The organism is Shewanella sp. 10N.7, from assembly GCF_020806285.1.
In the GTDB taxonomy this organism is placed as follows: domain Bacteria; phylum Pseudomonadota; class Gammaproteobacteria; order Enterobacterales; family Shewanellaceae; genus Shewanella; species Shewanella electrodiphila.
Map to the genome: position 1 here is coordinate 41934 of NZ_JAJGZS010000010.1, position 20016 is coordinate 61949.

Genomic DNA, 20016 nt, shown 5'->3' on the forward strand with positions numbered 1-20016 from the left:
CCGACAAGTTTTTACTTGTCGGTTTGTTTTTGTAACATCCAATCCTGAATCATGTAAAAAGTGATCAATTTCGCATTTCTAAATTCTATTTTAATATTCGGTCACACTTTAACAATCTCAAAATGACATATTGTGACTGTTTAATATATAAACATCTCCATATAACTCTGAATCGCCACATAACATCAAATCCAGCTTCAGCTGAGTCAACTTACTGATGTATTTTTTAGTACTAACACTTTAATTACTTTTAGTGCAAACAGAATGGTTTCTTTTAGTGTAAGCACTATGGTTGTTGATTTTTTTCGAGCGCATTAGCCACTTAAATCAAAACCACACTCAACGATGTATCCAGCCAATAATAGTTGACCATTTCAATAGAAGCCGAGTCAGAACTCGGTTTTAGTTCTTGGTATCAGAGTTTGCCCATTTTATTTTTAACCTTAAGTAAGGAGCATCAAGCGATGCAAGCAGTTCCAAATATCGTCATTATTGGCGGCGGCGCAGGTGGCATGGAAATCGCCACTAAGTTAGGCCGTAAAGTAGGTAAAAAAGGCAAAGCAAAAGTCACTTTAGTTGATTGCGCAGAAAGCCATGTTTGGAAACCATTGCTCCATGAAGTGGCAACTGGCGCGCTGGATATTGGTTTAGATGCGATAAGCTATCGCGGTCACGCATCTGATCACGGTTATCATTTTCAGCAAGGCGCAATGATTGATATTGACCGTAAAAACAAGCATATCATTCTTGCACCGATTAATGATGAAGACGGTCAAGAGCTACTGCCTGCGCGTAAAATCCCTTACGATTACGCTGTCATCGCCATTGGTAGTGTCGCAAATGACTTTAAAATCCCAGGTGTTAAAGAGCATAGTTTGTTCTTAGATAACACCGAGCAAGCGATGTCTATTCGTAAGATTCTCCTGAATAAATTCATGCGCTATGCCAGTCATCACCAATTGGATGAAAAAATTAAAATTGCAGTCGTGGGTGCGGGCGCAACTGGCGTAGAAATGTCAGCTGAAATGCATCACGCTGTAGAACAGCTCAGTGGCTTTGGCTATAAAATTGATACTAGTTTACTCGAAGTCACGTTAATTGAAGCTGATGAACGTATTCTGCCTAAAGTTGATAAAGTAGAAATTTCAAACTCTGTCACCCGTGAGCTTAAGCAACTGGGTGTTAATGTGATGACAAATACCCGTATCACAGAAGTTAGCCCTGAAGGACTTACCACCACAAGCGGTAATCTAATACCGTCTGATATGGTTATTTGGTCAACAGGGGTAAAAGCACCTGACTTTTTAAATAATATTGGTGGCCTTGAAAGCAACCAAATCAATCAAGTCATGGTTAAGCAAAATATGCAAACGACCCTTGATGATAATATTTTCTCCATTGGCGACTGCGCTGCATGTCCACAAGCTGACGGAAGCTGGGTGCCACCTCGTGGTCAATCTGCAAGACAAATGGCATTGATGACAGCAGATAATATTATCTTGATGCTTGAAGGCAAAGCACCAACTAATGAGTACGTTTATAAAGATTTGGGCTCTTTAGTTAATTTATCTAAATTCCATACTGTAGGTAACTTAATGTCATTCATGGGAGGCGGTGTACTAGTAGAAGGTAAGATTGCACGCTTTGTATATACTTCACTTTACCGTCGTCATTTGATTGAATTACATGGAGTAGTCAAAGGCACATTAATGATGCTAGCAAAAGGAATTGGACGCATTATTCATCCGCATTTAAAACTACATTAAGCGTCAATGTGCATCTAAAATGAAAAAGCCAGCTTCAAACTTGTTGAAGCTGGCTTTTTATTTAGCTATACCAGTGTTTAGCAATGCTCAAGCGTTAATACTTTTTACATCCTTGATTAAGCAGCATTCGCTCTAACACCATGAGGTACAGGTAACCCTCTTTCGTTAATATTAACAAACACCACCTTATCAACAAAAGCCACTGGTGCATTATTAAAGCTATTTCGCACTTTACAACGTAACGTGATAGAACTTTGCCCTAGGCTTATCACTTCCATTCCAAATTCAATTACATCGCCAAGCTTTGCTGGACTCATAAAATTAATCTCAGAAACTAGTTTGGCCATTAGCAATTTACTGTGCATTTCACAGCGTGCAAAAAGAGATGTTTCTTCATTTAGCCAATTCAATAACTGGCCACAACAAAGATTTTTTTCAGAATTTAAATCAATAGGTTTTACAATATGACGGCTTGAATATTCCATTATATTGATCCTTACATTATGAATACCTCTAAAGAGGTAGCAAAAACAAAGCCAACATAAAAAGTCATTGAAAAATAAGCACAAATTAATTTACGGAGAGAAATATAGAAGAATTACCTAACCAGAATACGGCAACAACTCAACTGAATGCACCAATTAAAAGCACGATGCAGCTTTCCTGCTAACATCGCACAAATAAGATACAAGTCTCTTTTAGCGTGACATTACTGAACTGTTACTTGAGGAAGACATTTTTTAAGCACATCAACAAATGTCAGTACATCCTGTCGACTGATATCTTTATGAGTGACAAAACGAAGTGAATAGGTCGCGCTAATTAATATACCCTGCTGAGATAGTAATAAACTTAAATGATTAACATCAAAACGCTTATCTAATTCAGCAAACACCATGTTTGTTTGAACCTGTTTAGCATCAACATTAAATTCCGCCATCTCAGCTAAATGTTGAGCGAGTAAAGCTGCGTTGTCATGATCTTCAGCCAATCTTTCAACTTGATCAGTAATGGCCAGTTCTGCTGCAGCAGCGATAATGCCAGCTTGACGCATACCACCACCCAACATTTTACGCCAACGAACCGCTTTGTTAATTAAACGCTCATCACCCAATAAAATTGAGCCAATAGGCGCAGCTAAGCCTTTTGATAAACAAATCGACACTGAATCAAAATATTGGGTAATTTCACTGATCTGCACATTTTGAGCAACGGCAGCATTTGCCACTCGAGCTCCGTCTAAATGTATTTTCAAACCGCGATTAAAGGCTAATGCCTGAGCATCTGCTAAGTATTGCTGCGGTAACACTTTACCACCAATAGTATTTTCAATGCTTAATAAACGCGTATGGGCAAAATGAACATCATCTGGTTTAATCGCAGCTTCGATATCTGCCAGTAAAATGCTGCCGTCAGCCTGATTATTAAGTGGCTGTGGTTGAATACTTCCAAGCACGGCTGCCCCACCACCTTCAAACTTATAATTATGGGCTTGCTGGCCACACAAGTACTCGTCTCCGCGCTCACAATGACTCATCAAGGCCAATAAGTTTGCTTGAGTACCCGAGCTGACAAATAAGGCGCTATCGAAACCAAATCGTTCTGCGGCCATATCCTGTAAACGATTAACGGTAGGATCGTCGCCATAAACATCATCACCGACTTCAGCTTGAGCCATGGCTTTTCGCATCGCATCAGTTGGTTTTGTCACAGTATCACTTCGAAAATCTATCATGTTTATACTCAACTACATCAAGCTCGTTTAAAAGCAGTTTAAATTTATAAGAAAGCCATTCTACCTTAAAAAATATTACCCGCGTTGAGTTAAATTTCGCAAACAAAAAAGCCAGCATTTAATGCTGGCTTTTCTTCCGCTCATTCAATATTACTGAGCTGGCATATTTTTAATTTGTAGATCCATTTGCGGGAATGGAATCTCAATGTTAGCAGCATCTAGAGCATTCTTAATCTGCTCTAGTAACTCAAAATGAGCTGGCCAGTAATCGGCAGTGTTAACCCATGGACGAACCACAAAGTTAATAGAACAATCTGCTAGTTCACCTAGTGCAACAGTGTATGCAGGATCTTTAAGAACGTATTGATTATTGTCTAATACAGAAGAGATAACTTTCTTGGTTGCTGCGATATCTGAGGTGTAACCCACACCGATAACTAAATCAACTCGACGTGTTTCTTTAGTCGAGTAATTAGTAATAGTGCCATCCATCATCGCTGAGTTTGGCGCAATAATGGTCTTGTTATCGCCTGTGCGAAGTTTAGTAGAGAAAATAGTAATTTCTTCAATCACTCCTGCTACACCAGCGGCTTCAACAAAATCACCTACACGACAAGGGCGGAAGATAACCATCAACACACCAGCTGCAAAATTTGACAATGAACCTTGAAGCGCCAAACCAACAGCAAGACCAGCAGCACCAATAACAGCGACCAGAGATGCAGTTTGAACGCCTATCTGCCCTAAAGTTGCAATGATGGTAAATACAAACACCAATCCCCAAACTAAATTGCCGACAAAAGATGCCACTGTTTCATCAATCTTACGACCGACCATCACTTTCGTGGTTAATTTTTTAGCCACGTTTGATAAATATTTACCAATAATAAATATCACAATTGCCATAACGACTTTCAAGCCGTACGTCACGATAAACTCAGGGGCTTGAGCCATCAAACCTTCAATATTTTCCATTGTCTTACTCCCTTAATAAAAATTATTTTTCTACTTTAAATTCTACACGTCTATTTAATTGTCTTTGTTGAGCCGTTTTATTGTCAGCCACGGGTTCGAGGCTGCCCTTTCCCTGCACTGCTAGCGAGCTAGGCTCAAAAGCAAATTCATCCACTAACACTTTTTTTACTGACTCAGCTCTTTGTAATGACAGGTTCAAATTAGTTTGCTCAGATCCAATATCATCCGTATGACCAACTAATAGAAGCCCTTTACCTTTTTGTAAAATAGGTATCATTTGCTTTATCGCTGCCAACTGAGTTGGTAGAACATTTGCCTGAGCAAAGTCAAAATACACTTTAAGTGAGCTATTTTGCGCCGAATTTTGTTCAATTGGATTATTGGCAATTGCTAGTTCAGTGACGTCTTGGCACCCATTAGCTAACACCAATACCCCTAGAGGTGTATCCGGACAAGCATCTTTTTTATCTGGCACACCATCTCTATCAGTATCTACCCATGCGTAACTGGAGCTAATAAAACTTAAACAAACGAACAAGACTAATATTTTTCGCATGATTCAGCCCCTAATTCATTAGTTTTTAACCAACATACGGTTACACAAAAGTTAATTATCTTAACCTTGATAGCTTTTAGCAGTATAAATCCAATGGGTTAGATTTTATAGATTTGTTAACACTTTTGAAAGCGTTTACCAACAACTTACATGAGTATAGGTTCAATACTGAAACGCGCGAATTAATGAATTGTGTAGAAGTCACCTATTCTCAATCGTTTATGAAAAATCTAACCCCGACTTTATCTTGAAGGTTAACACTCACAATAAAACCCAAACCTCAACATACGTATCAACAATTTTGCGAACAAAGGTGATTTAGAGCAAGTATTTAGTTCGCCGAATACCCCACTACCATTGACTTATAAGGGCTTTAAAGGGTATATAAGGTGAGCTTTTTATGGTTTTAATGATTAAAACTGTAAAAAGACGATATTTAATATAATAAATAAACAACAAAGTGATTAATTTTATAGCAACTAAATTGAAACAATAACAGGCCACAGCCTGAAAATATCAATACGTTTAAATTAATTACCATTGCAGACAACAATTTCTGTGGCGACCTTTGTCCCGCAGGCAATCACAAGCTTAAGGTGGAAGACTAAATGAGCAATGCAAAACCACAGGGGACCATGCTTGGTCATCCCAAGGGGCTTTTCCTGCTGTTTACAACAGAACTCTGGGAAAGATTCAGTTATTACGCAATGCGCGCCATTCTGGTGCTATATCTAGTAGATAAAGTTCAAACAGAAGGTGGACACGGTCTTGGTTGGACTCAAGGTGATGCGATATCACTTTACGGTACTTTCACTGGTCTTGTATATCTAACCCCGCTCATTGGTGGTTGGTTAGCTGATGCATATCTTGGTCAACGTAAAGCGATTATGATTGGTGGTGCCTTAATGGCAGCGGGTCAATTCATTCTAGCGCTGCCTCACAGCTGGATCCCAGGTTCTGAAACCATGGTATTTTACATTGGTCTTGGTACGCTAATTATTGGTAATGGTCTATTTAAGCCAAACATCTCAACTATGGTTGGTGACTTGTATGAAGAGGGTGATCATCGTCGTGATGGCGCGTTCACTATTTTCTATATGGGTATTAACGTTGGTGCATTCCTCTCAGGTATTATCGTAGGCTCAGTTGTTGCAGCTTATGATGGTAACTTCCAAATGGGCTTCTTATGTGCAGGTATCGGTATGGTACTTTCACTTATTATCCAATTTCTTTTTGCGCAAAAGTTATTAGGCGACATTGGTCGTTACCCTGCTGCTAAGCTTGAAAAAGAAAAACAGCAAGAATTGGGTGAAGTACGTAAAGAACCTTTAACTAAAATCGAACGTGACCGTATTAAAGTCATCATGGTTATGGGTTTATTCACCATCATTTTCTGGGCTGGTTTTGAACAAGCCGGTGGTCTAATGAACTTATTCACTAACGATTTTACTGACCGCATGATTGGCGGCTGGGAAGTACCAACGACTTGGTTCCAGTCTCTTAACGCAATGTTCATTGTAATTTTTGCTCCTGTTATCGCATCTATTTGGATTCGACTTGGCAAAAATGAACCTAACTCGCCAGTTAAGTTTGCACTCGGTTTAGTGCTGCTTGGTATTGGTTTCTTATTCATGATTGGCGCTGTACTTGAAATGGGCGGCGACGCTGATGCTAAATCAAGCATGTGGTGGTTAGTCGGTGCATACTTCTTCCATACAATGGGTGAGTTATGTTTATCTCCAATCGGCCTTTCAATGGTGACTAAATTGGCTCCACTGCGTATTGCTTCGCTAATGATGGGCGCATGGTTCCTATTCGTTGCTATTGCAAACAAAGTAGGTGGTATCGTCGGTTCATTTATCGGACATGGTGGTGAGAAAGAAGAACAATTAGCAAATGCTATGGCTATCTTCGCTGGTATTGCTATCACCTCTGCTGTATCAGGTATCATTCTTTACTTCTTGGCAGACAAGCTTGTTGACTGGATGCATGGCGCTGAAGGGCACAATGAAACTGAAGAAGAAGCATTAGCTGAAGAAATTGCAGTTACTGCTGAGCACGAAGCGATTAAACCTAGCTAACTTGTTAGATTAACGCTGACTAAAAAAACCTCGCAATTGCGAGGTTTTTTTTGAATTATTGTTTGTGATTTTATCCAATACCCTATTAACGCTATCTTTGATAATAGAATAACCCTATCAAGTACAGGCATTTAACCATCAAAAGAAGATAATTAAACGAATTCTAATTCAATAAAACCACCAGCAGGTAATTCTTCATCATAAAACAAACCATCAAATTGGTTATTCATTAAGCGGTTACGATGATGAGATATATTACTGGCGATACAAATTTTCTCATTTGGCATTAAGGTTCTAAACTGCATGCTAGGTTTATTCCACTCAACTGTACCGAGCTGTAAAGACTCTGAAATAGCAAGCGGAGCCAACCCTGTGCCATTTCTCAAATAACATCGTAAACCTCCACCAGCCTGCCCTATCGCAGCTCTGTAGTGAGTTAACTCGACAGCCACATACACAATATCTACATAGAGATTTAAACCAGAGTTAACCATCCTGTCATTGAGATAGCTCAACATACTAAATGGTTCGACTAACGTGGTGCTCAAACCATTACGAAACAGTTTCAACTTCTGATTAACGAAGCTTCTGAGTAATACACATCCAAATGCGGCGCGATTATCTTCAGGATGAAAATGCGCCATATACATAATTAAATGGTTATCACCCACCATGGTTGAATCAATAAAATAAGCGCTGACTTCACTGTTTTTACACAAGCTATAATGGGTCTGAGCGGTAGGATAACTCACATTAGACGCTGGAAATAATTGCTGCTGAACACTTTTAGCCGCTTCTGCGTTGTGTTCAAGTAGGGTAAAGTTATCTGCTAACTCTTGATAGGATAAATCTTGGCTCATATTGGCAGCGGAGTTAATTACAGCGTGACTATCACTAAAATCGATAGCACCTAAGTCAGTATTAGCTGGAGAGATAGCTTGTTCTATTGCTTGTTCAATAATTTTTAAATCTGCAACAGGTTTAACCAGATAATCACTCGCACCGTATCTCAGCGCTTCAACAACATCAGCCATAACATTATTGCCAGAAATAACAATCGAAGGGATTGCGGGGTTTATTTTAAGAATTTGTTTTAACATGCCAAGTCCACCAAGCCTTGGCATACTCAAATCGGCAATAACAACATCTACGGTATGTGATTGAAACTCACTCACCCCTTCGTCGCCATCACAAGCTTCGAATACAACCGCACCTTGTTGGATTAAAAAGTCAGCCAATAATTGTCTAAATACTGAATCATCTTCAACTAAAAGCACTGAGACATCTGTTAATGCCATACCACTCCTTAGGCAGCTAACTGCCGAAGACGTTGTCAGGCTTCGGCAGTGTTACTCAAGTTCTGATAGATATTCTTCGAGTAACTCATCGTCATCTTGTTTAGTTGGCACATTGCCATCATAAACTTTGTAATCCATATGTTGAAAATAAGCTTCTTTGACAAAGGTATATGGATCAAGCGCATTATCTAATAAGCGTTCTTGATCAATAGCGGAAGCACGGGAATCAAGATTCTTTAATCCCCATTTTAAAATAGATTGCCACAACAAGAACTCTGATAACGGAAAGTATAGACCATCAACCCAATCTGTCGCGAGTTCTCTTGTCACATATGGTCCAAAAAATGGTGCCATAAAATAAGGCCCGTTAGGCACGCCGTAATAGCCTAAGACTTCATTGAAATCATCCTGTTTTCTGACCATGCCCATCATATCAGCGACATCAACAACCCCTAATAGTCCTAGTGTGGTGTTAACAGTAAAGCGTCCACCAGCATTGGCAGCCCACCCCCACTTACCTTGTAAAGCGTTATTAACTAATGAGCTAGGTTCTTCAAAATTACGTACAAAATTATTAACGCCAGACTTAACAGGTGATGGGAGATAATCATTGTATCCATGAGCAATAGGGCGGAATAAATGCTTATCTAAAATAAGATAATTGAAGTCCCACATTGCACGGTTAAACCCTTCAATCGGATCCCGTGGGTCATTATAGACCATCTCTACTGCAGGCTTTTGGCTCGCTTCACTGGCAGCGATTTCTTCGGCATGAATTGATGCAGAAAAGCAACCCAACAACAAAGAAAGTAACATCCATTTATACTTCATACATCTCTCTTTACGGGAACAATTTATGTAAACGTTTTACAATAAATATAGTACTAATACGTTTAACCCACTTTACTGAATCACTATCTAATACAGAAAATTGATTCAATGATTAACCCAAGAGCAAACCTATAAACCATAAGTTGCAAATAATAGTAATTAACCCAAAACGTTAAAGCTTGATTACTGTAAGTCGATAAAGGTTGGTATTAAGCGAATTACACTCAGGAAGTCTTGTTAAGTAATTATCGCTAAGAATACTGCTGAAGCTTGATAGATCAACAATTAATTTGTAATAGAACATATTTAAAGGTGATAGTAGATTTAAAATGACATCAATGAAACTGCCAGCATCGACAGACAAACCGGCGTCTAAAGCCTCAAAGTTAGACTCGCAAGCTTCTCATGTCTTAAAATCGACAGTGAATACAAATAGCAAAACAGCGCAGCTCAACTATCAAGGGACTAATTCAAATGTATCTAGCCCCGCTGAACAAACATCTGTAGCTCAATCGCCTGTTAAAGATAACTCAAGTACATTGCCAGCCAATGCAGTATTATTACCCGTTAAAATGCTTATTAATACGCCAAGCACTTCGGCCAACTTATCTAAAACGGATGATAGCTTTAACCAAAGACCTGCAATCGTCTCTATCACTATTGAAGGCAATAACTTTCAGTTTAAAGCCAATGAGCAAATAATCAAACTGATCCAAACGGGTGCTAAGGGGCTGTTGAGTACTGACAGTATTAGTCAGCTTCAAAACATCGTTTCTCACAAAATTAATACTTCTAGCCAGCAGCTTTCAGCTCAATTGGTGTTAGTGTCTCAAGCCATCAAGTTAAATCTACCCACAGAGATTGTTAACTTAGCACAATCAAACGGGGTAACATCGCAACAACTGTTAGCATTAGCCACACGCCCTCAAGGGTACCCATTACCTTTAGTTGAGTTAAATGCAAACCGGCTAATGTTCGAGAATGGCACGAATGTGATTGTGTCGCCTTTAACTAAACTCCCATCAGGGCTTAACCTTGCTACAGTGACTCAATTAGCTGGTCAACTTCAACTAAGCTTGAGCCCAATAAAGTTAATCGACAATGTGTCACTAAGCCCTACAAACAATGTTCCTGTTACACAAGTTAAACCACAATTGAGTAATATGGTGTTCAGTAAACACGAACCTGTTCAATTATTAACGCAATATTTAAAAAACCTTGAACGCATCCCTTTGGTTAATGAAAAAAGCCCGTATTTAGTAGAAAATAAGCCAATTGCCAGCGAGTTGAATCGTCAATTACCACAAAATATCAATGCGCTTGTACAACAGCCTTTCACAGCTCAACGCCTTGAACAATTAAGCCAGCAACTTATTCAACAATTGGCACATCAAAACAATGGCCATAACAGCTTAACTAAAAGTCAGTTTAAACAATTACAAACACTGGTTAATCAAAACTTACTAAAACCCGAAAGTGTATTGGCTGAGAAACAAGTAAACGAAGTTAAGTTACTCATCTCAAAACTCAACCCAAGCCCCCTTACGTCTGAGTTACGTAAGCCTGGGGGGACAGTTAAATCACCTTTTGAGGTATTGAATCAAAACTTATCTAAAGCTGGAGCGATGCCAATACAAAAGGCAACTAGTGAAGTTCAACAAAACCTAGCATCTCAACTTATAAAACTGATCCCAAGTTTGAATCTATCGCCGTTAACTGAACTTGCCAATCCTTCATTACTTAAAGCTGAACTCAAAAGTCTGACGAGTTTAAATCTGGCTCAAACCACGCCAGCTAATATCAACCTTTCTGGTGGTGCTATTACCACATTATTTCAGCTTTTACTCGGTTTTAAACTAACAGCAAACAATACATCCATAAGCCCGCGATTACAGTCATACATGGCAAAACTGCAACAAAAGATAGCCAAGCCTGCATCACTTGCGCCGCAGCTATTATCGGCTTTAGATAAAGCAGGCAGCCTTGAATCAATGGGAAAACTGGCTAGTAGCATTTCGCTTTATCAACAAAGCAGTGATGCTAACCAAAACTTAACTTGGTATTTTGCTTTACCCTATTCAATAGGGCAAAGAGACGAGCAGCTAGAAGGGAAGTTCGAAAAACAACCAGGTGAAGATAATGAAGACAAACAACAAAACTGGCGCCTGCAGCTGAAGTTTAATTTAGCCCAAGGACCTATTCTAGTTATGGCGCATAAACAAGGGGAATACTTAGACCTCACATTCACAGGTAATGACACCCAAGTATTATCTAAGGTTGAGCAATTCCAAGCCTCTTTAATGGATAAAATCCAACAAGCTGGGTTACAAGCAAGAGAAATATCGACCTTGGTTGACCATGTCCCCCCCACTCTTTTACCTGGCGATCATTACTTGGTCAAAACCAATGCTTAACCAAATTGATATTTAAGGTATTTAAGATGACTGACGTAAAAAAGGCTGTAGCATTAAGTTTTGATGGTAATAGTGCACCAACGATTACAGCAACAGGCAAAGATTTGGTGGCTGAAGAAATTATCTCATTAGCTAAAGAAGCCGGGGTATATATTCATCAAGATGAGCATCTCAGTCACTTTTTACAGTTACTCGAACTCGGTGATGAAGTCCCAGAAGAGCTCTACACGTTAATTGCAGAGCTTATTGCATTTGTTTATATGCTCGATGGTAAATTCCCTGAGCAATGGAACAACTTACACCATAAAATTATCGACAAAGCCTAAATTCACTAATGTATAAGTTGCTTAATGGCATTATTTTTTATGTAAACGAATAATCAATTCAGCTTCAGCTTTTGGTAGCTCACACTCTTGCATTAATTCTTCTATTCCAGCACCTAACCCAACCATCTTAAGCGCTCTAGAGTACATTTTTGACTGAGGGTCTTGCTGGCTTGCCTCTTCAATTAACTCTGACTGTTTACCTATTTTCTGTTCAAGCTCTACCACTCGTCGGCCTACACCAATTGTGCCACTGCGCAATTCTTGTAGTTCCTTTTTGACGGTTTCACGTTGTCGATCGTTTTCTTTAACTAATACAGTTAACGCATCAACTTTGCTCTGAAGTTTTGTTGTCTTTTTACTAAAGAACATCCAAATGACTGCACAACTAACAACATAAACAGCGATAACAATGAGCAACTCTTGCGACATTTATTTTCCTTAGTAATACCAATTCCATCAAACGGATTTAATTTAAGGTATTAAAACACAAAAGCCAGCAAAAAATAATGCTGGCTTTCATCGACAATCAAAAATCATTATAACTGGGTAATTTCAGCCCATTCATCATCTGATAATAACTTGTCTAAATCGACCAAAATCAATAGTTCGTTATCTCGATTGCTTACACCTTGGATAAACTTAGCGCTTTCTTCAGTACCGACATTTGGCGCATTATCAATCTCTGAACGGCGTAGATAAACCACTTCAGCAACACTATCGACTAAAATACCGATAACTTGTTTTTCAGCTTCAATGATTACAATTCTTGAGGAATCATCAACCTCTGCTGCATCTAATCCAAATCGTGAACGAGTATCAATGACGGTAACGACATTACCACGAAGATTAATAATACCTAGTACATATAAAGGTGCACCTGGCACTGGCGCTATTTCGGTATAACGTAACACTTCTTGAACTTGCATTACGTTAATACCATAGGTTTCATTATCTAGCTTAAATGTTACCCATTGTAGTACTACATCTTCTTTACCTGCAGCGACAGCTGCAACATTTCTTGAGTCTGTCATAAATAACCTCAGTCAATCGAATCTTGACAACCTAATCCTGCATCTAGCATTTCGATAAGCGCTTGCACGTTCAAAATACCACACATTTGTTCTTTTACTACACCAGCAAGCCAAGGGCGCTTACCAGGTTTTTCACGCCAATTTACGTGTGATTTATCTATTCTTACTGCATTCACCAAGGATTCGCATGCGAGCCCCCAGTTACTGTCTTCAAGCATCACTAGATATTGATAATCTATACTGTCAGCCAATTCTTGAGTATATTTTTCAGGCATTACCCAGCGGCAACTATCAACAACATTCACTTTCTGTTCACGTCGAGTTTGCACACCTAAAAACCAATTAGGGCGGCCAATCAAATGATTTATATGTTCTATTTTAACAATACCACCCAAACTTACCAATGGTACAGCTAGGGTTAACCCCGCAACATTGAAAAATAAAACTTGAAACTCATCATCCAGGACATCTTGTAAATTTCCCGTAATACTGGGTGGTACTGATGATTTCTGTTGTTCTTCAACATTAAGCTCAACTTCACTGACATTAACTTCAGCTTTATCAAAGCTTATATCGGCTGATATTTCAGGTTCTTTATTGTTTTGCGAAGATATAATTTTAACGTCATCAACCGCTGACTCTTGAACAACGGCTTTCTCAAGTTGCAATCTAACCTGCTGAGCTTTTAATTTAATCTCATCTTGAACTGGTTGCGCCGACTTATCAGACGCCGCAGAATCGACTTCGCCAATGTGTATAGGCTTGCTTTCAGATTGCTTAACTTCTGGCTTTGACACAGCCGACAACAATTTGGAAAGTGCAGCTTTATCGACTTGAGGCTCAGCAAACGCTTTTTTGACTTCTTGCTGCTGAGGAGCCACTTTTTTAACCACCGCACCCAAGCTATTATTTATATTTGGTTTTTTGAATGTTTTACTGTGTTGTTTTTTTAAACTAACCGAATTACTGTTCGACGCTATTGGTACTGGCTTATCTTCAGCCGGTGTTTGAACCTCTTTAGTGGGCTCTTGTAGTAGAACAGAGAAAAAATCAAAAACAGTCTCGTCAACCGATTTTGACATGCTTAAACTCCTTCGCGAGCAAGAAATCCAATAAACGGTTGTACGCCTTCATACCACGTGAGCTTGGGAAAAAGTGAGATACGGGCACATGAGCTAAACTGGCATCCCTAAACTTAGTATCCACAGGAATAACATCAGGCCATAAGGTATCAGGATAAGTTTCCTCTAAGGACTTAAGCGCTGTAGGTGAAGCTTTTGTGCGTAGGTCAAACATCGTTGGCAAAATAGTAAAACTATAAGAGGTTTTTTTAGAACGCCCCATTAGCCCCATTGTTTTTACCATACGCTCTAAGCCTTTAATCGCTAGAAATTCTGTTTGCACAGGAATGATAATATGCTGGCTAGCTGCAAGTGCGTTAACCATTAATACGCCTAATATCGGTGGGCAATCAATAATGGCAACATCATATTTATCTTCAAGCAATAAGGTGACATTACGAAGTACCAATCCCATTCCTTCTTGATGTCCCAATGCTCTATCAAGTGTGGCTAAAGCCATGGTAGCAGGAATTAAATCTAGCCCATCAATTGATGTAGGCACGATGTGTTTCTCAACACCTTCTAGTGTAAGGTTTTTATGAGCCAGGAATATGTCATAAAGTGAGCTGGGAACTTGCTCTGAATCAATACCGAGATAATAACCCAGTGAAGCATGAGGGTCAGTATCAATCATCAATACCCTCTTCCCACGCTTAACTAATGCACCAGCAAGACTGGCAACTGTCGTGGTTTTTCCCACACCACCTTTTTGATTAGCTATTGTCCAAACTTTCAAATCACGCCTCGCCACTCAATATTAATCGCACTATTTATTTTTATTAGCGGTGTCAGTTTCTCGGGTGGTTACCCTAATGCCACCATGTGGCAATGTAATAACTTTTACACCTTGTGCATTTTCAGTGACAGCTTGACTTGAAAGTGCAGGATTTAATGCTTGATGACTCGATGAAGAGTTTTCAACAGTATCAGAACTCATTAACTCGGTGCCAGGGCCAAATGCCATAGTGATATCTTCACCTTTTGCGGCTCTGGCGGCCATCGCTTTGGTTTGTTCAGGATATTTAGCTAACCAATTCGCGATTTGTTCTGCTTGTTCATCCGGTACCATTAACAATACTTGGGATGCTTTTAATTCAATAACTTCTGCATTAAGTTCGCGGTTTTTTTTCGCTAAATCAAAATATAAACTCGCTAAGCACACCACTGCAATAACCAATAAAAACACCAGCAACATTTGCTGTGTCGTCATTGATTGTTTTACTCTAGCCACGAGCCGTCTCTTTTATAATCGCTTCTGCCATATTTTCTAATGCAATTGAATGACTAGAAATACCCGCTGATGCGACAGCTTGAGGCATGCCATATACAACACAACTGGCTTCATCTTGAGCCCAAATAGTTGCCCCTGCAGTTTTTAACATTCTAGCACCTTCGCGTCCATCTGCACCCATGCCAGTTAGCACAACCGCCATAACACCGCTACCAAAAGCTTTTGATGCTGATGCAAAAGTAATGTCTACACTGGGTTTATAGTTCATATCAGCATTGCCGGCGATGACTTTTAAGCGACCTAAGCTAGCGCTTTTTTCAACCATTAACTGCATTCCACCTGGCGCTAAATAGGCACAACCAGGCTTAAGCATATCCCCTGTTTGGGCTTCTTTTACATTAATTTTGCATAAGCTGTTCAGTCGACTCGCAAAGGCTGGTGTAAATGCTGCAGGCATATGTTGAATCAATAATATGGGGTGTGGATAATTTGCAGGAAAAGCTGTCAGAATTTTTTGTAACGCTACAGGACCACCCGTTGATGTGCCAATCAATAAAGCTTTGTATTTCTTGCCGCTCGCCCGAATCGAAGCTACTGAAGCAGTATGTCCCTGATTCGTCGTCGAATTAGCAGTAGATAGCTTGTGAGTGATTGATGATTTAAGTGCCGAATTCGCACCACTCAGATTCGTATTCGTCAGTCTTGACGCTGATGAGCTTGTCGTTGAAGATCCTAGCGAAGATGGGGTTGTTCTCGCCACAGGTTTAAATAGACGACGACGGCCTAGTGCTTTAACCCTTTGCTGTAAAAGCTTAATCGCATCATCTTTATTTGATGCGATATCTTCAAAACGTTTCGGTAAAAAGTCTAATGCACCCGCATCCAATGCATCAAGCGTTGCTTGTGCACCGTCATGGGTTAATGAAGAAAACATCAGTATTGGAGTCGGATTGGCAGCCATGATTTTACGAACGGCAGTAATACCGTCCATAACAGGCATTTCAATATCCATAGTAATAACTTGAGGTTTCAATTGAGCAGCCATATCAACAGCTTCTTGACCATTGACGGCAACACCCACAACTTCTAAGTCAGGATCTTGATTAACAATCTCACTGACTCGTCGTCTAAAAAAACTCGAATCATCAACAACTAAAACTTTAGTAGCCATTTAATTCCTTAAATAATGGAACTTTTACTTCTTACTTTTAGCGTAATATTTTAATAAGCCTGGCACATCTAAAATCAGTGCAATACCGCCATCAGAAGTAATTGTTGCTCCAGCCATACCTGGCGTACCTTGCAACATGCTTCCCAGAGGTTTAATTACCACCTCTTCTTGTCCTATCAGTGCATCAACCACAAAGCCAATTTGCATGGTCCCAAGTTGCACAATTACTACATGCCCTTGCTTTTTATCACCATGAATAAAGTTAGTTTTATTTCGATGTAACCACTGCTCAAGATAAAATAGGGGTACGGCTTTATCACGAACGATAACGGTTAATTGTCCATCTACTACATTTGTTTTAGTTAGATCGAGATGGAAAATTTCGTTAACGCTTGAAAGAGGTAAAGCAAATACCTGCTTAGCAACATCTACCATTAGAGTCGGCATAATTGCTAATGTGAGTGGAACTTTAATCTCTAAGATTGTTCCCTTGCCCTGAACGGAATCAATATGAACAGTACCATTAAGCTGGGTGATACGGGTTTTAACCACATCCATCCCAACACCACGACCTGAAATATCTGAAATTTCTACTTTAGTAGAGAAACCAGGAGCAAAAATTAAGTTATAAGCTTCGTTATCCGTCATGCGTGCAGCTGAATCTTCGTCTAACACGCCACGACTGATAGCAATTTCTTTTAATTTGTTGGCATCCATACCTGCGCCATCATCTTCAATTTTTAGTAGAATATGATCGCCTTCTTGGCTGGCTGATAAGGTAATGGTACCAGTTCTTGGCTTGCCATTCGCTTCACGGGTAATCGGCATTTCAATACCGTGGTCTACTGAGTTTCTAACTAAGTGAACCAATGGATCAGCGAGTGCTTCGACAAGGTTTTTATCAAGGTCGGTGTCTTCACCAACCATGATCAAATCAATTTCTTTATTGAGCGTACGTGCCAAATCTCTGACAACGCGAGGGAAGCGACCAAACACTTTCTTGATTGGTTGCATTCGTGTTTTCATTACAGCGCCTTGAAGGTCTGCTGTCACTAAATCTAAATTTGCCAACGCCTTAGACATCTCTTCGTCATCACGAGAAATACCTAAACTCACCAAACGGTTACGCACCAATACTAGCTCACCAACCATATTCATAATTTGGTCTAAGCGAGATGTATCTACACGAACCGTAGTCTCACCTTGTGGCATTGCATTTTGTGTTTTCGCAGGTTCTGCTTTTTTCGTAGCGGGCACAGCTTTAGATGCAGGCTCTGGCGCTGTTGCAACTGGCGCTTTATTAACTGGAGTTTTATTAGCAGGAGCTTTAGCTACAGGAGCAGGTGCTTTGGGCTCAGCTTTAGTAGGTTCACTTGGTGGGCCGGCTTTAGGTTTACTTGCCTCAACAGGCGGCGTGACCGCTACTGGTGCAGAACCTTTACCGTGTAACTCATCAAGTAGTTTTTCAAATTCATCATCAGTAATGTCATCAGCATCGACTTTAGGCTCTTCAGCTACTGCTGCAGGCTCATTTTTTGCTGTCGTTGACTGAAATCCACCTGAACCATGTAGCTCATCAAGAAGCGCTTCAAATTCATCATCGCTAATTTCATCGCTAGCAGCACTTTCATTGGTAGGACTTGTGGCATTTACTGTCACACCTGCAACAGGTTCATCATTGACTGATGTTGGGCTTTTCCCTTGTCCATGTAATGCATCGAGTAAAGCTTCAAACTCACTTTCATCAATATCATCAATGCTACCTGAAGTTCCTGCATCGGAGACAACTTCAGCTTCAGCCGCTGCAACAGGTTGTTCGATAATGGCTTCAATGAACTCTTCCACAACTTCAGGTTCAGTCTCAACAACTGTCTCAGAGATTTCAGAAGGAAGAGGCGCACCAGAACTCAAAAGCTTAAGCTTTTCAAGTAAAGCGGGATCAGCATCATCTTGCGGCTGGCCTTGCTGAGTTTGCTCAAACATACTATTGATAGCATCAACAGCTTGGAGAATGATATCCATTAACTCTGCGTTTACTTGACGCTTACCGGTTCTCAGTAAATCAAAGGTATTCTCTGCTTCATGACAAACGTCGACCATAGGGCCCAAGCTTAAAAAACCTGCACCACCCTTTACGGTGTGGAAACCTCTAAAAATAGCATTAAGTAAATCAGCATCATCAGGATTATTTTCAAGAGCGACGAGTTGCTCTTGTAGAAGCTCTAAAATTTCACCAGCTTCAATCAAAAAGTCCTGGAGTATCTCTTCATCAACATCAAAAGACATTAAATTTGACTCCTAATTAGAAACCCAGACTTGATAGCAGATCATCAACTTCATCTTGGCCTGTTACCACGTCTTCACGGGTTTCAGCATTCAAGATGGGACCTTCTGCTTCAATTTTATTGTCATCAACGACCCGTGTTGAGTCTGCTGCGCTTTCGCCAAAAATAGTGAGCATGGAGACTAAATTGCTCTCAACTTCTCTGACTAAATCAATAACACGACGGATCATTTGGCCAGTTAGATCTTGGAAATCTTGCGCCATCAAAATTTGATTAAGCAATTCCTTTAATCTACCTGAGTCATGCTCGCTATGAGACATGATATGTTGAACCTCATGACACAGAGATTTAAATTCGCTTAACGCGATGTCTCTACGCATCAATTTGTCCCACATGGGTGTGACCGATTGAATGTTATTAATTATTGTATCGGCCAAAGGTAAACATTCTTCAACTGCATCCATAGTTTTATTTGCAGCTTGCTCTGTCATATCGATAACAAAGTTTAATCTTTCTTTTGCGTCAGGTATTTCAGTATTGGCAAGTTCGGCTAAACGGGTATCAATTTGGAACTCATTTAATGAACTATGAAGTTGACGTGTCAACTTTCCGACTTCATCAAATAAATCCCGCTGAAGAGGCGTTGATAAGTCACGAATGACTTCATCAGCTTGTTCTTGTTGGCCATCTTCAAGCAGCTTAACGAGTTGCTTTGCTTGTTCAAGATCGATCAGCCCTGATATTGCTGCCTGCATAACTTATCCTTAGCTTATGCTAAACGCTCAAATATTTTATCGAGTTTTTCTTTTAACGTTGCAGCAGTAAACGGTTTTACTACGTAGCCATTCACACCCGCTTGCGCAGCAGCAATAATTTGTTCGCGTTTTGCTTCAGCTGTTACCATTAACACAGGTAAATGCTTGAGTGAATCATCAGCACGAATCGCCTTAAGCAAGTCAATACCTTGCATGCCTGGCATATTCCAGTCAGTTACAACAAAATCAAATTCGCTTTTTTGTAACATTGGTAAGGCGGTTGAGCCATCATCTGCTTCTTGGGTATTGTTGAATCCCAAGTCTCGCAACAAGTTCTTGATGATACGTCTCATTGTTGAAAAGTCATCAACAATAAGAATCTTCATATTCTTGTCCAAGGTTTCCTCCGGTGAGCTCATACACTGTGCTCTATATTAATA

Annotated in this window: 19 protein-coding genes; 4 read left to right on the plus strand and 15 right to left on the minus strand. The window is 39.9% G+C overall.

The window, feature by feature from the left end; all coding sequences use genetic code 11:
- The first annotated feature begins 464 nt into the window (after positions 1-464).
- Complete coding sequence (locus tag LMH66_RS08205) at positions 465-1766, plus strand: NAD(P)/FAD-dependent oxidoreductase (RefSeq protein WP_229369219.1); 1302 nt, start codon at positions 465-467, stop codon at positions 1764-1766.
- Between the two features lie 116 nt (positions 1767-1882).
- Here the strand turns inward: LMH66_RS08205 and LMH66_RS08210 are convergent, their stop codons facing one another.
- The 4 genes from LMH66_RS08210 to LMH66_RS08225 all read right to left on the minus strand — a co-directional run bounded on the left by LMH66_RS08210 (position 1883) and on the right by LMH66_RS08225 (position 5032).
- On the minus strand, positions 1883-2251 hold the full coding sequence (locus tag LMH66_RS08210; RefSeq protein WP_102529042.1) for a hotdog domain-containing protein: 369 nt from the start codon (positions 2249-2251) through the stop codon (positions 1883-1885).
- A gap of 224 nt (positions 2252-2475) precedes the next feature.
- Complete coding sequence (gene ltaE, locus LMH66_RS08215; RefSeq protein ID WP_229369220.1) at positions 2476-3501, minus strand: low-specificity L-threonine aldolase; 1026 nt, start codon at positions 3499-3501, stop codon at positions 2476-2478.
- Between the two features lie 150 nt (positions 3502-3651).
- On the minus strand, positions 3652-4476 hold the full coding sequence (locus LMH66_RS08220) for a mechanosensitive ion channel family protein (protein ID WP_102529040.1): 825 nt from the start codon (positions 4474-4476) through the stop codon (positions 3652-3654).
- A 22-nt stretch (positions 4477-4498) separates the two neighbouring features.
- Complete coding sequence (locus tag LMH66_RS08225) at positions 4499-5032, minus strand: OmpA family protein (protein WP_102529039.1); 534 nt, start codon at positions 5030-5032, stop codon at positions 4499-4501.
- Positions 5033-5640: 608 nt separating this feature from the next.
- Here LMH66_RS08225 and LMH66_RS08230 point away from each other — a divergent pair.
- Positions 5641-7113, plus strand: a complete 1473-nt coding sequence (locus LMH66_RS08230) for a peptide MFS transporter (protein WP_102529038.1) — start codon at positions 5641-5643, stop codon at positions 7111-7113.
- A 152-nt stretch (positions 7114-7265) separates the two neighbouring features.
- On the opposite strand, the gene LMH66_RS08235 is transcribed toward LMH66_RS08230, so the two are convergent.
- Both LMH66_RS08235 and LMH66_RS08240 read right to left on the minus strand, forming a co-directional pair.
- On the minus strand, positions 7266-8411 hold the full coding sequence (locus tag LMH66_RS08235) for a response regulator (RefSeq protein WP_229369221.1): 1146 nt from the start codon (positions 8409-8411) through the stop codon (positions 7266-7268).
- A gap of 51 nt (positions 8412-8462) precedes the next feature.
- Positions 8463-9242, minus strand: a complete 780-nt coding sequence (locus LMH66_RS08240; RefSeq protein ID WP_229369222.1) for a VacJ family lipoprotein — start codon at positions 9240-9242, stop codon at positions 8463-8465.
- Positions 9243-9571: 329 nt separating this feature from the next.
- Between LMH66_RS08240 and LMH66_RS08245 the strand changes: the two genes are divergently transcribed.
- Together LMH66_RS08245 and LMH66_RS08250 are read left to right on the plus strand one after the other, a co-directional pair.
- Complete coding sequence (locus LMH66_RS08245) at positions 9572-11656, plus strand: hypothetical protein (RefSeq protein WP_229369223.1); 2085 nt, start codon at positions 9572-9574, stop codon at positions 11654-11656.
- 26 nt (positions 11657-11682) lie between these two features.
- Positions 11683-11982, plus strand: coding sequence for an EscU/YscU/HrcU family type III secretion system export apparatus switch protein (locus tag LMH66_RS08250; RefSeq protein WP_102529034.1), 300 nt, complete (start codon positions 11683-11685; stop codon positions 11980-11982).
- A 30-nt stretch (positions 11983-12012) separates the two neighbouring features.
- On the opposite strand, the gene LMH66_RS08255 is transcribed toward LMH66_RS08250, so the two are convergent.
- The 9 genes from LMH66_RS08255 to cheY form a co-directional block, all read right to left on the minus strand.
- Positions 12013-12411, minus strand: coding sequence for a DUF2802 domain-containing protein (locus tag LMH66_RS08255; protein WP_229369224.1), 399 nt, complete (start codon positions 12409-12411; stop codon positions 12013-12015).
- Between the two features lie 107 nt (positions 12412-12518).
- Complete coding sequence (locus LMH66_RS08260; RefSeq protein ID WP_102529032.1) at positions 12519-13013, minus strand: chemotaxis protein CheW; 495 nt, start codon at positions 13011-13013, stop codon at positions 12519-12521.
- An 8-nt stretch (positions 13014-13021) separates the two neighbouring features.
- A complete protein-coding gene (locus LMH66_RS08265) occupies positions 13022-14095 on the minus strand; it encodes a chemotaxis protein CheW (protein WP_229369225.1) in 1074 nt (357 codons plus the stop codon).
- Positions 14079-14870 carry a ParA family protein gene (locus tag LMH66_RS08270; protein WP_229369227.1) on the minus strand — a complete coding sequence of 264 codons (792 nt, stop codon included), beginning with the start codon at positions 14868-14870 and terminating at the stop codon, positions 14079-14081. The genes LMH66_RS08265 and LMH66_RS08270 overlap by 17 nt, the downstream gene beginning before the upstream one ends.
- A 30-nt stretch (positions 14871-14900) precedes the next feature.
- Positions 14901-15365, minus strand: a complete 465-nt coding sequence (locus LMH66_RS08275) for a membrane anchored protein in chemotaxis locus (protein ID WP_229369229.1) — start codon at positions 15363-15365, stop codon at positions 14901-14903.
- Positions 15358-16536, minus strand: coding sequence for a protein-glutamate methylesterase/protein-glutamine glutaminase (locus LMH66_RS08280; RefSeq protein ID WP_229369231.1), 1179 nt, complete (start codon positions 16534-16536; stop codon positions 15358-15360). Before LMH66_RS08280 ends, LMH66_RS08275 begins: the two co-directional genes overlap by 8 nt.
- Before the next feature lie 24 nt (positions 16537-16560).
- Complete coding sequence (locus LMH66_RS08285) at positions 16561-18822, minus strand: chemotaxis protein CheA (protein ID WP_229369233.1); 2262 nt, start codon at positions 18820-18822, stop codon at positions 16561-16563.
- Between the two features lie 16 nt (positions 18823-18838).
- Complete coding sequence (locus LMH66_RS08290; RefSeq protein ID WP_229369235.1) at positions 18839-19576, minus strand: protein phosphatase CheZ; 738 nt, start codon at positions 19574-19576, stop codon at positions 18839-18841.
- A gap of 14 nt (positions 19577-19590) precedes the next feature.
- Positions 19591-19974, minus strand: coding sequence for a chemotaxis response regulator CheY (cheY, locus tag LMH66_RS08295; protein ID WP_080916243.1), 384 nt, complete (start codon positions 19972-19974; stop codon positions 19591-19593).
- Positions 19975-20016 lie beyond the last annotated feature (42 nt).

What these genes read in the sequence shown, in the direction of transcription:
- LMH66_RS08220 (WP_102529040.1), bottom strand. Translation starts at nt 4,476, where the DNA reads ATGGAAAATATTGAAGGTTTGATGGCTCAAGCCCCTGAGTTTATCGTG.
- LMH66_RS08225 (WP_102529039.1), bottom strand. Translation starts at nt 5,032, where the DNA reads ATGCGAAAAATATTAGTCTTGTTCGTTTGTTTAAGTTTTATTAGCTCC.
- LMH66_RS08280 (WP_229369231.1), bottom strand. Translation starts at nt 16,536, where the DNA reads ATGGCTACTAAAGTTTTAGTTGTTGATGATTCGAGTTTTTTTAGACGA.
- LMH66_RS08285 (WP_229369233.1), bottom strand. Translation starts at nt 18,822, where the DNA reads ATGTCTTTTGATGTTGATGAAGAGATACTCCAGGACTTTTTGATTGAA.
- LMH66_RS08265 (WP_229369225.1), bottom strand. Translation starts at nt 14,095, where the DNA reads ATGTCAAAATCGGTTGACGAGACTGTTTTTGATTTTTTCTCTGTTCTA.
- LMH66_RS08240 (WP_229369222.1), bottom strand. Translation starts at nt 9,242, where the DNA reads ATGAAGTATAAATGGATGTTACTTTCTTTGTTGTTGGGTTGCTTTTCT.
- LMH66_RS08250 (WP_102529034.1), top strand. Translation starts at nt 11,683, where the DNA reads ATGACTGACGTAAAAAAGGCTGTAGCATTAAGTTTTGATGGTAATAGT.
- LMH66_RS08245 (WP_229369223.1), top strand. Translation starts at nt 9,572, where the DNA reads ATGACATCAATGAAACTGCCAGCATCGACAGACAAACCGGCGTCTAAA.
- LMH66_RS08205 (WP_229369219.1), top strand. Translation starts at nt 465, where the DNA reads ATGCAAGCAGTTCCAAATATCGTCATTATTGGCGGCGGCGCAGGTGGC.
- LMH66_RS08260 (WP_102529032.1), bottom strand. Translation starts at nt 13,013, where the DNA reads ATGACAGACTCAAGAAATGTTGCAGCTGTCGCTGCAGGTAAAGAAGAT.
- LMH66_RS08255 (WP_229369224.1), bottom strand. Translation starts at nt 12,411, where the DNA reads ATGTCGCAAGAGTTGCTCATTGTTATCGCTGTTTATGTTGTTAGTTGT.
- LMH66_RS08210 (WP_102529042.1), bottom strand. Translation starts at nt 2,251, where the DNA reads ATGGAATATTCAAGCCGTCATATTGTAAAACCTATTGATTTAAATTCT.
- LMH66_RS08290 (WP_229369235.1), bottom strand. Translation starts at nt 19,576, where the DNA reads ATGCAGGCAGCAATATCAGGGCTGATCGATCTTGAACAAGCAAAGCAA.
- LMH66_RS08230 (WP_102529038.1), top strand. Translation starts at nt 5,641, where the DNA reads ATGAGCAATGCAAAACCACAGGGGACCATGCTTGGTCATCCCAAGGGG.
- LMH66_RS08235 (WP_229369221.1), bottom strand. Translation starts at nt 8,411, where the DNA reads ATGGCATTAACAGATGTCTCAGTGCTTTTAGTTGAAGATGATTCAGTA.
- ltaE (WP_229369220.1), bottom strand. Translation starts at nt 3,501, where the DNA reads ATGATAGATTTTCGAAGTGATACTGTGACAAAACCAACTGATGCGATG.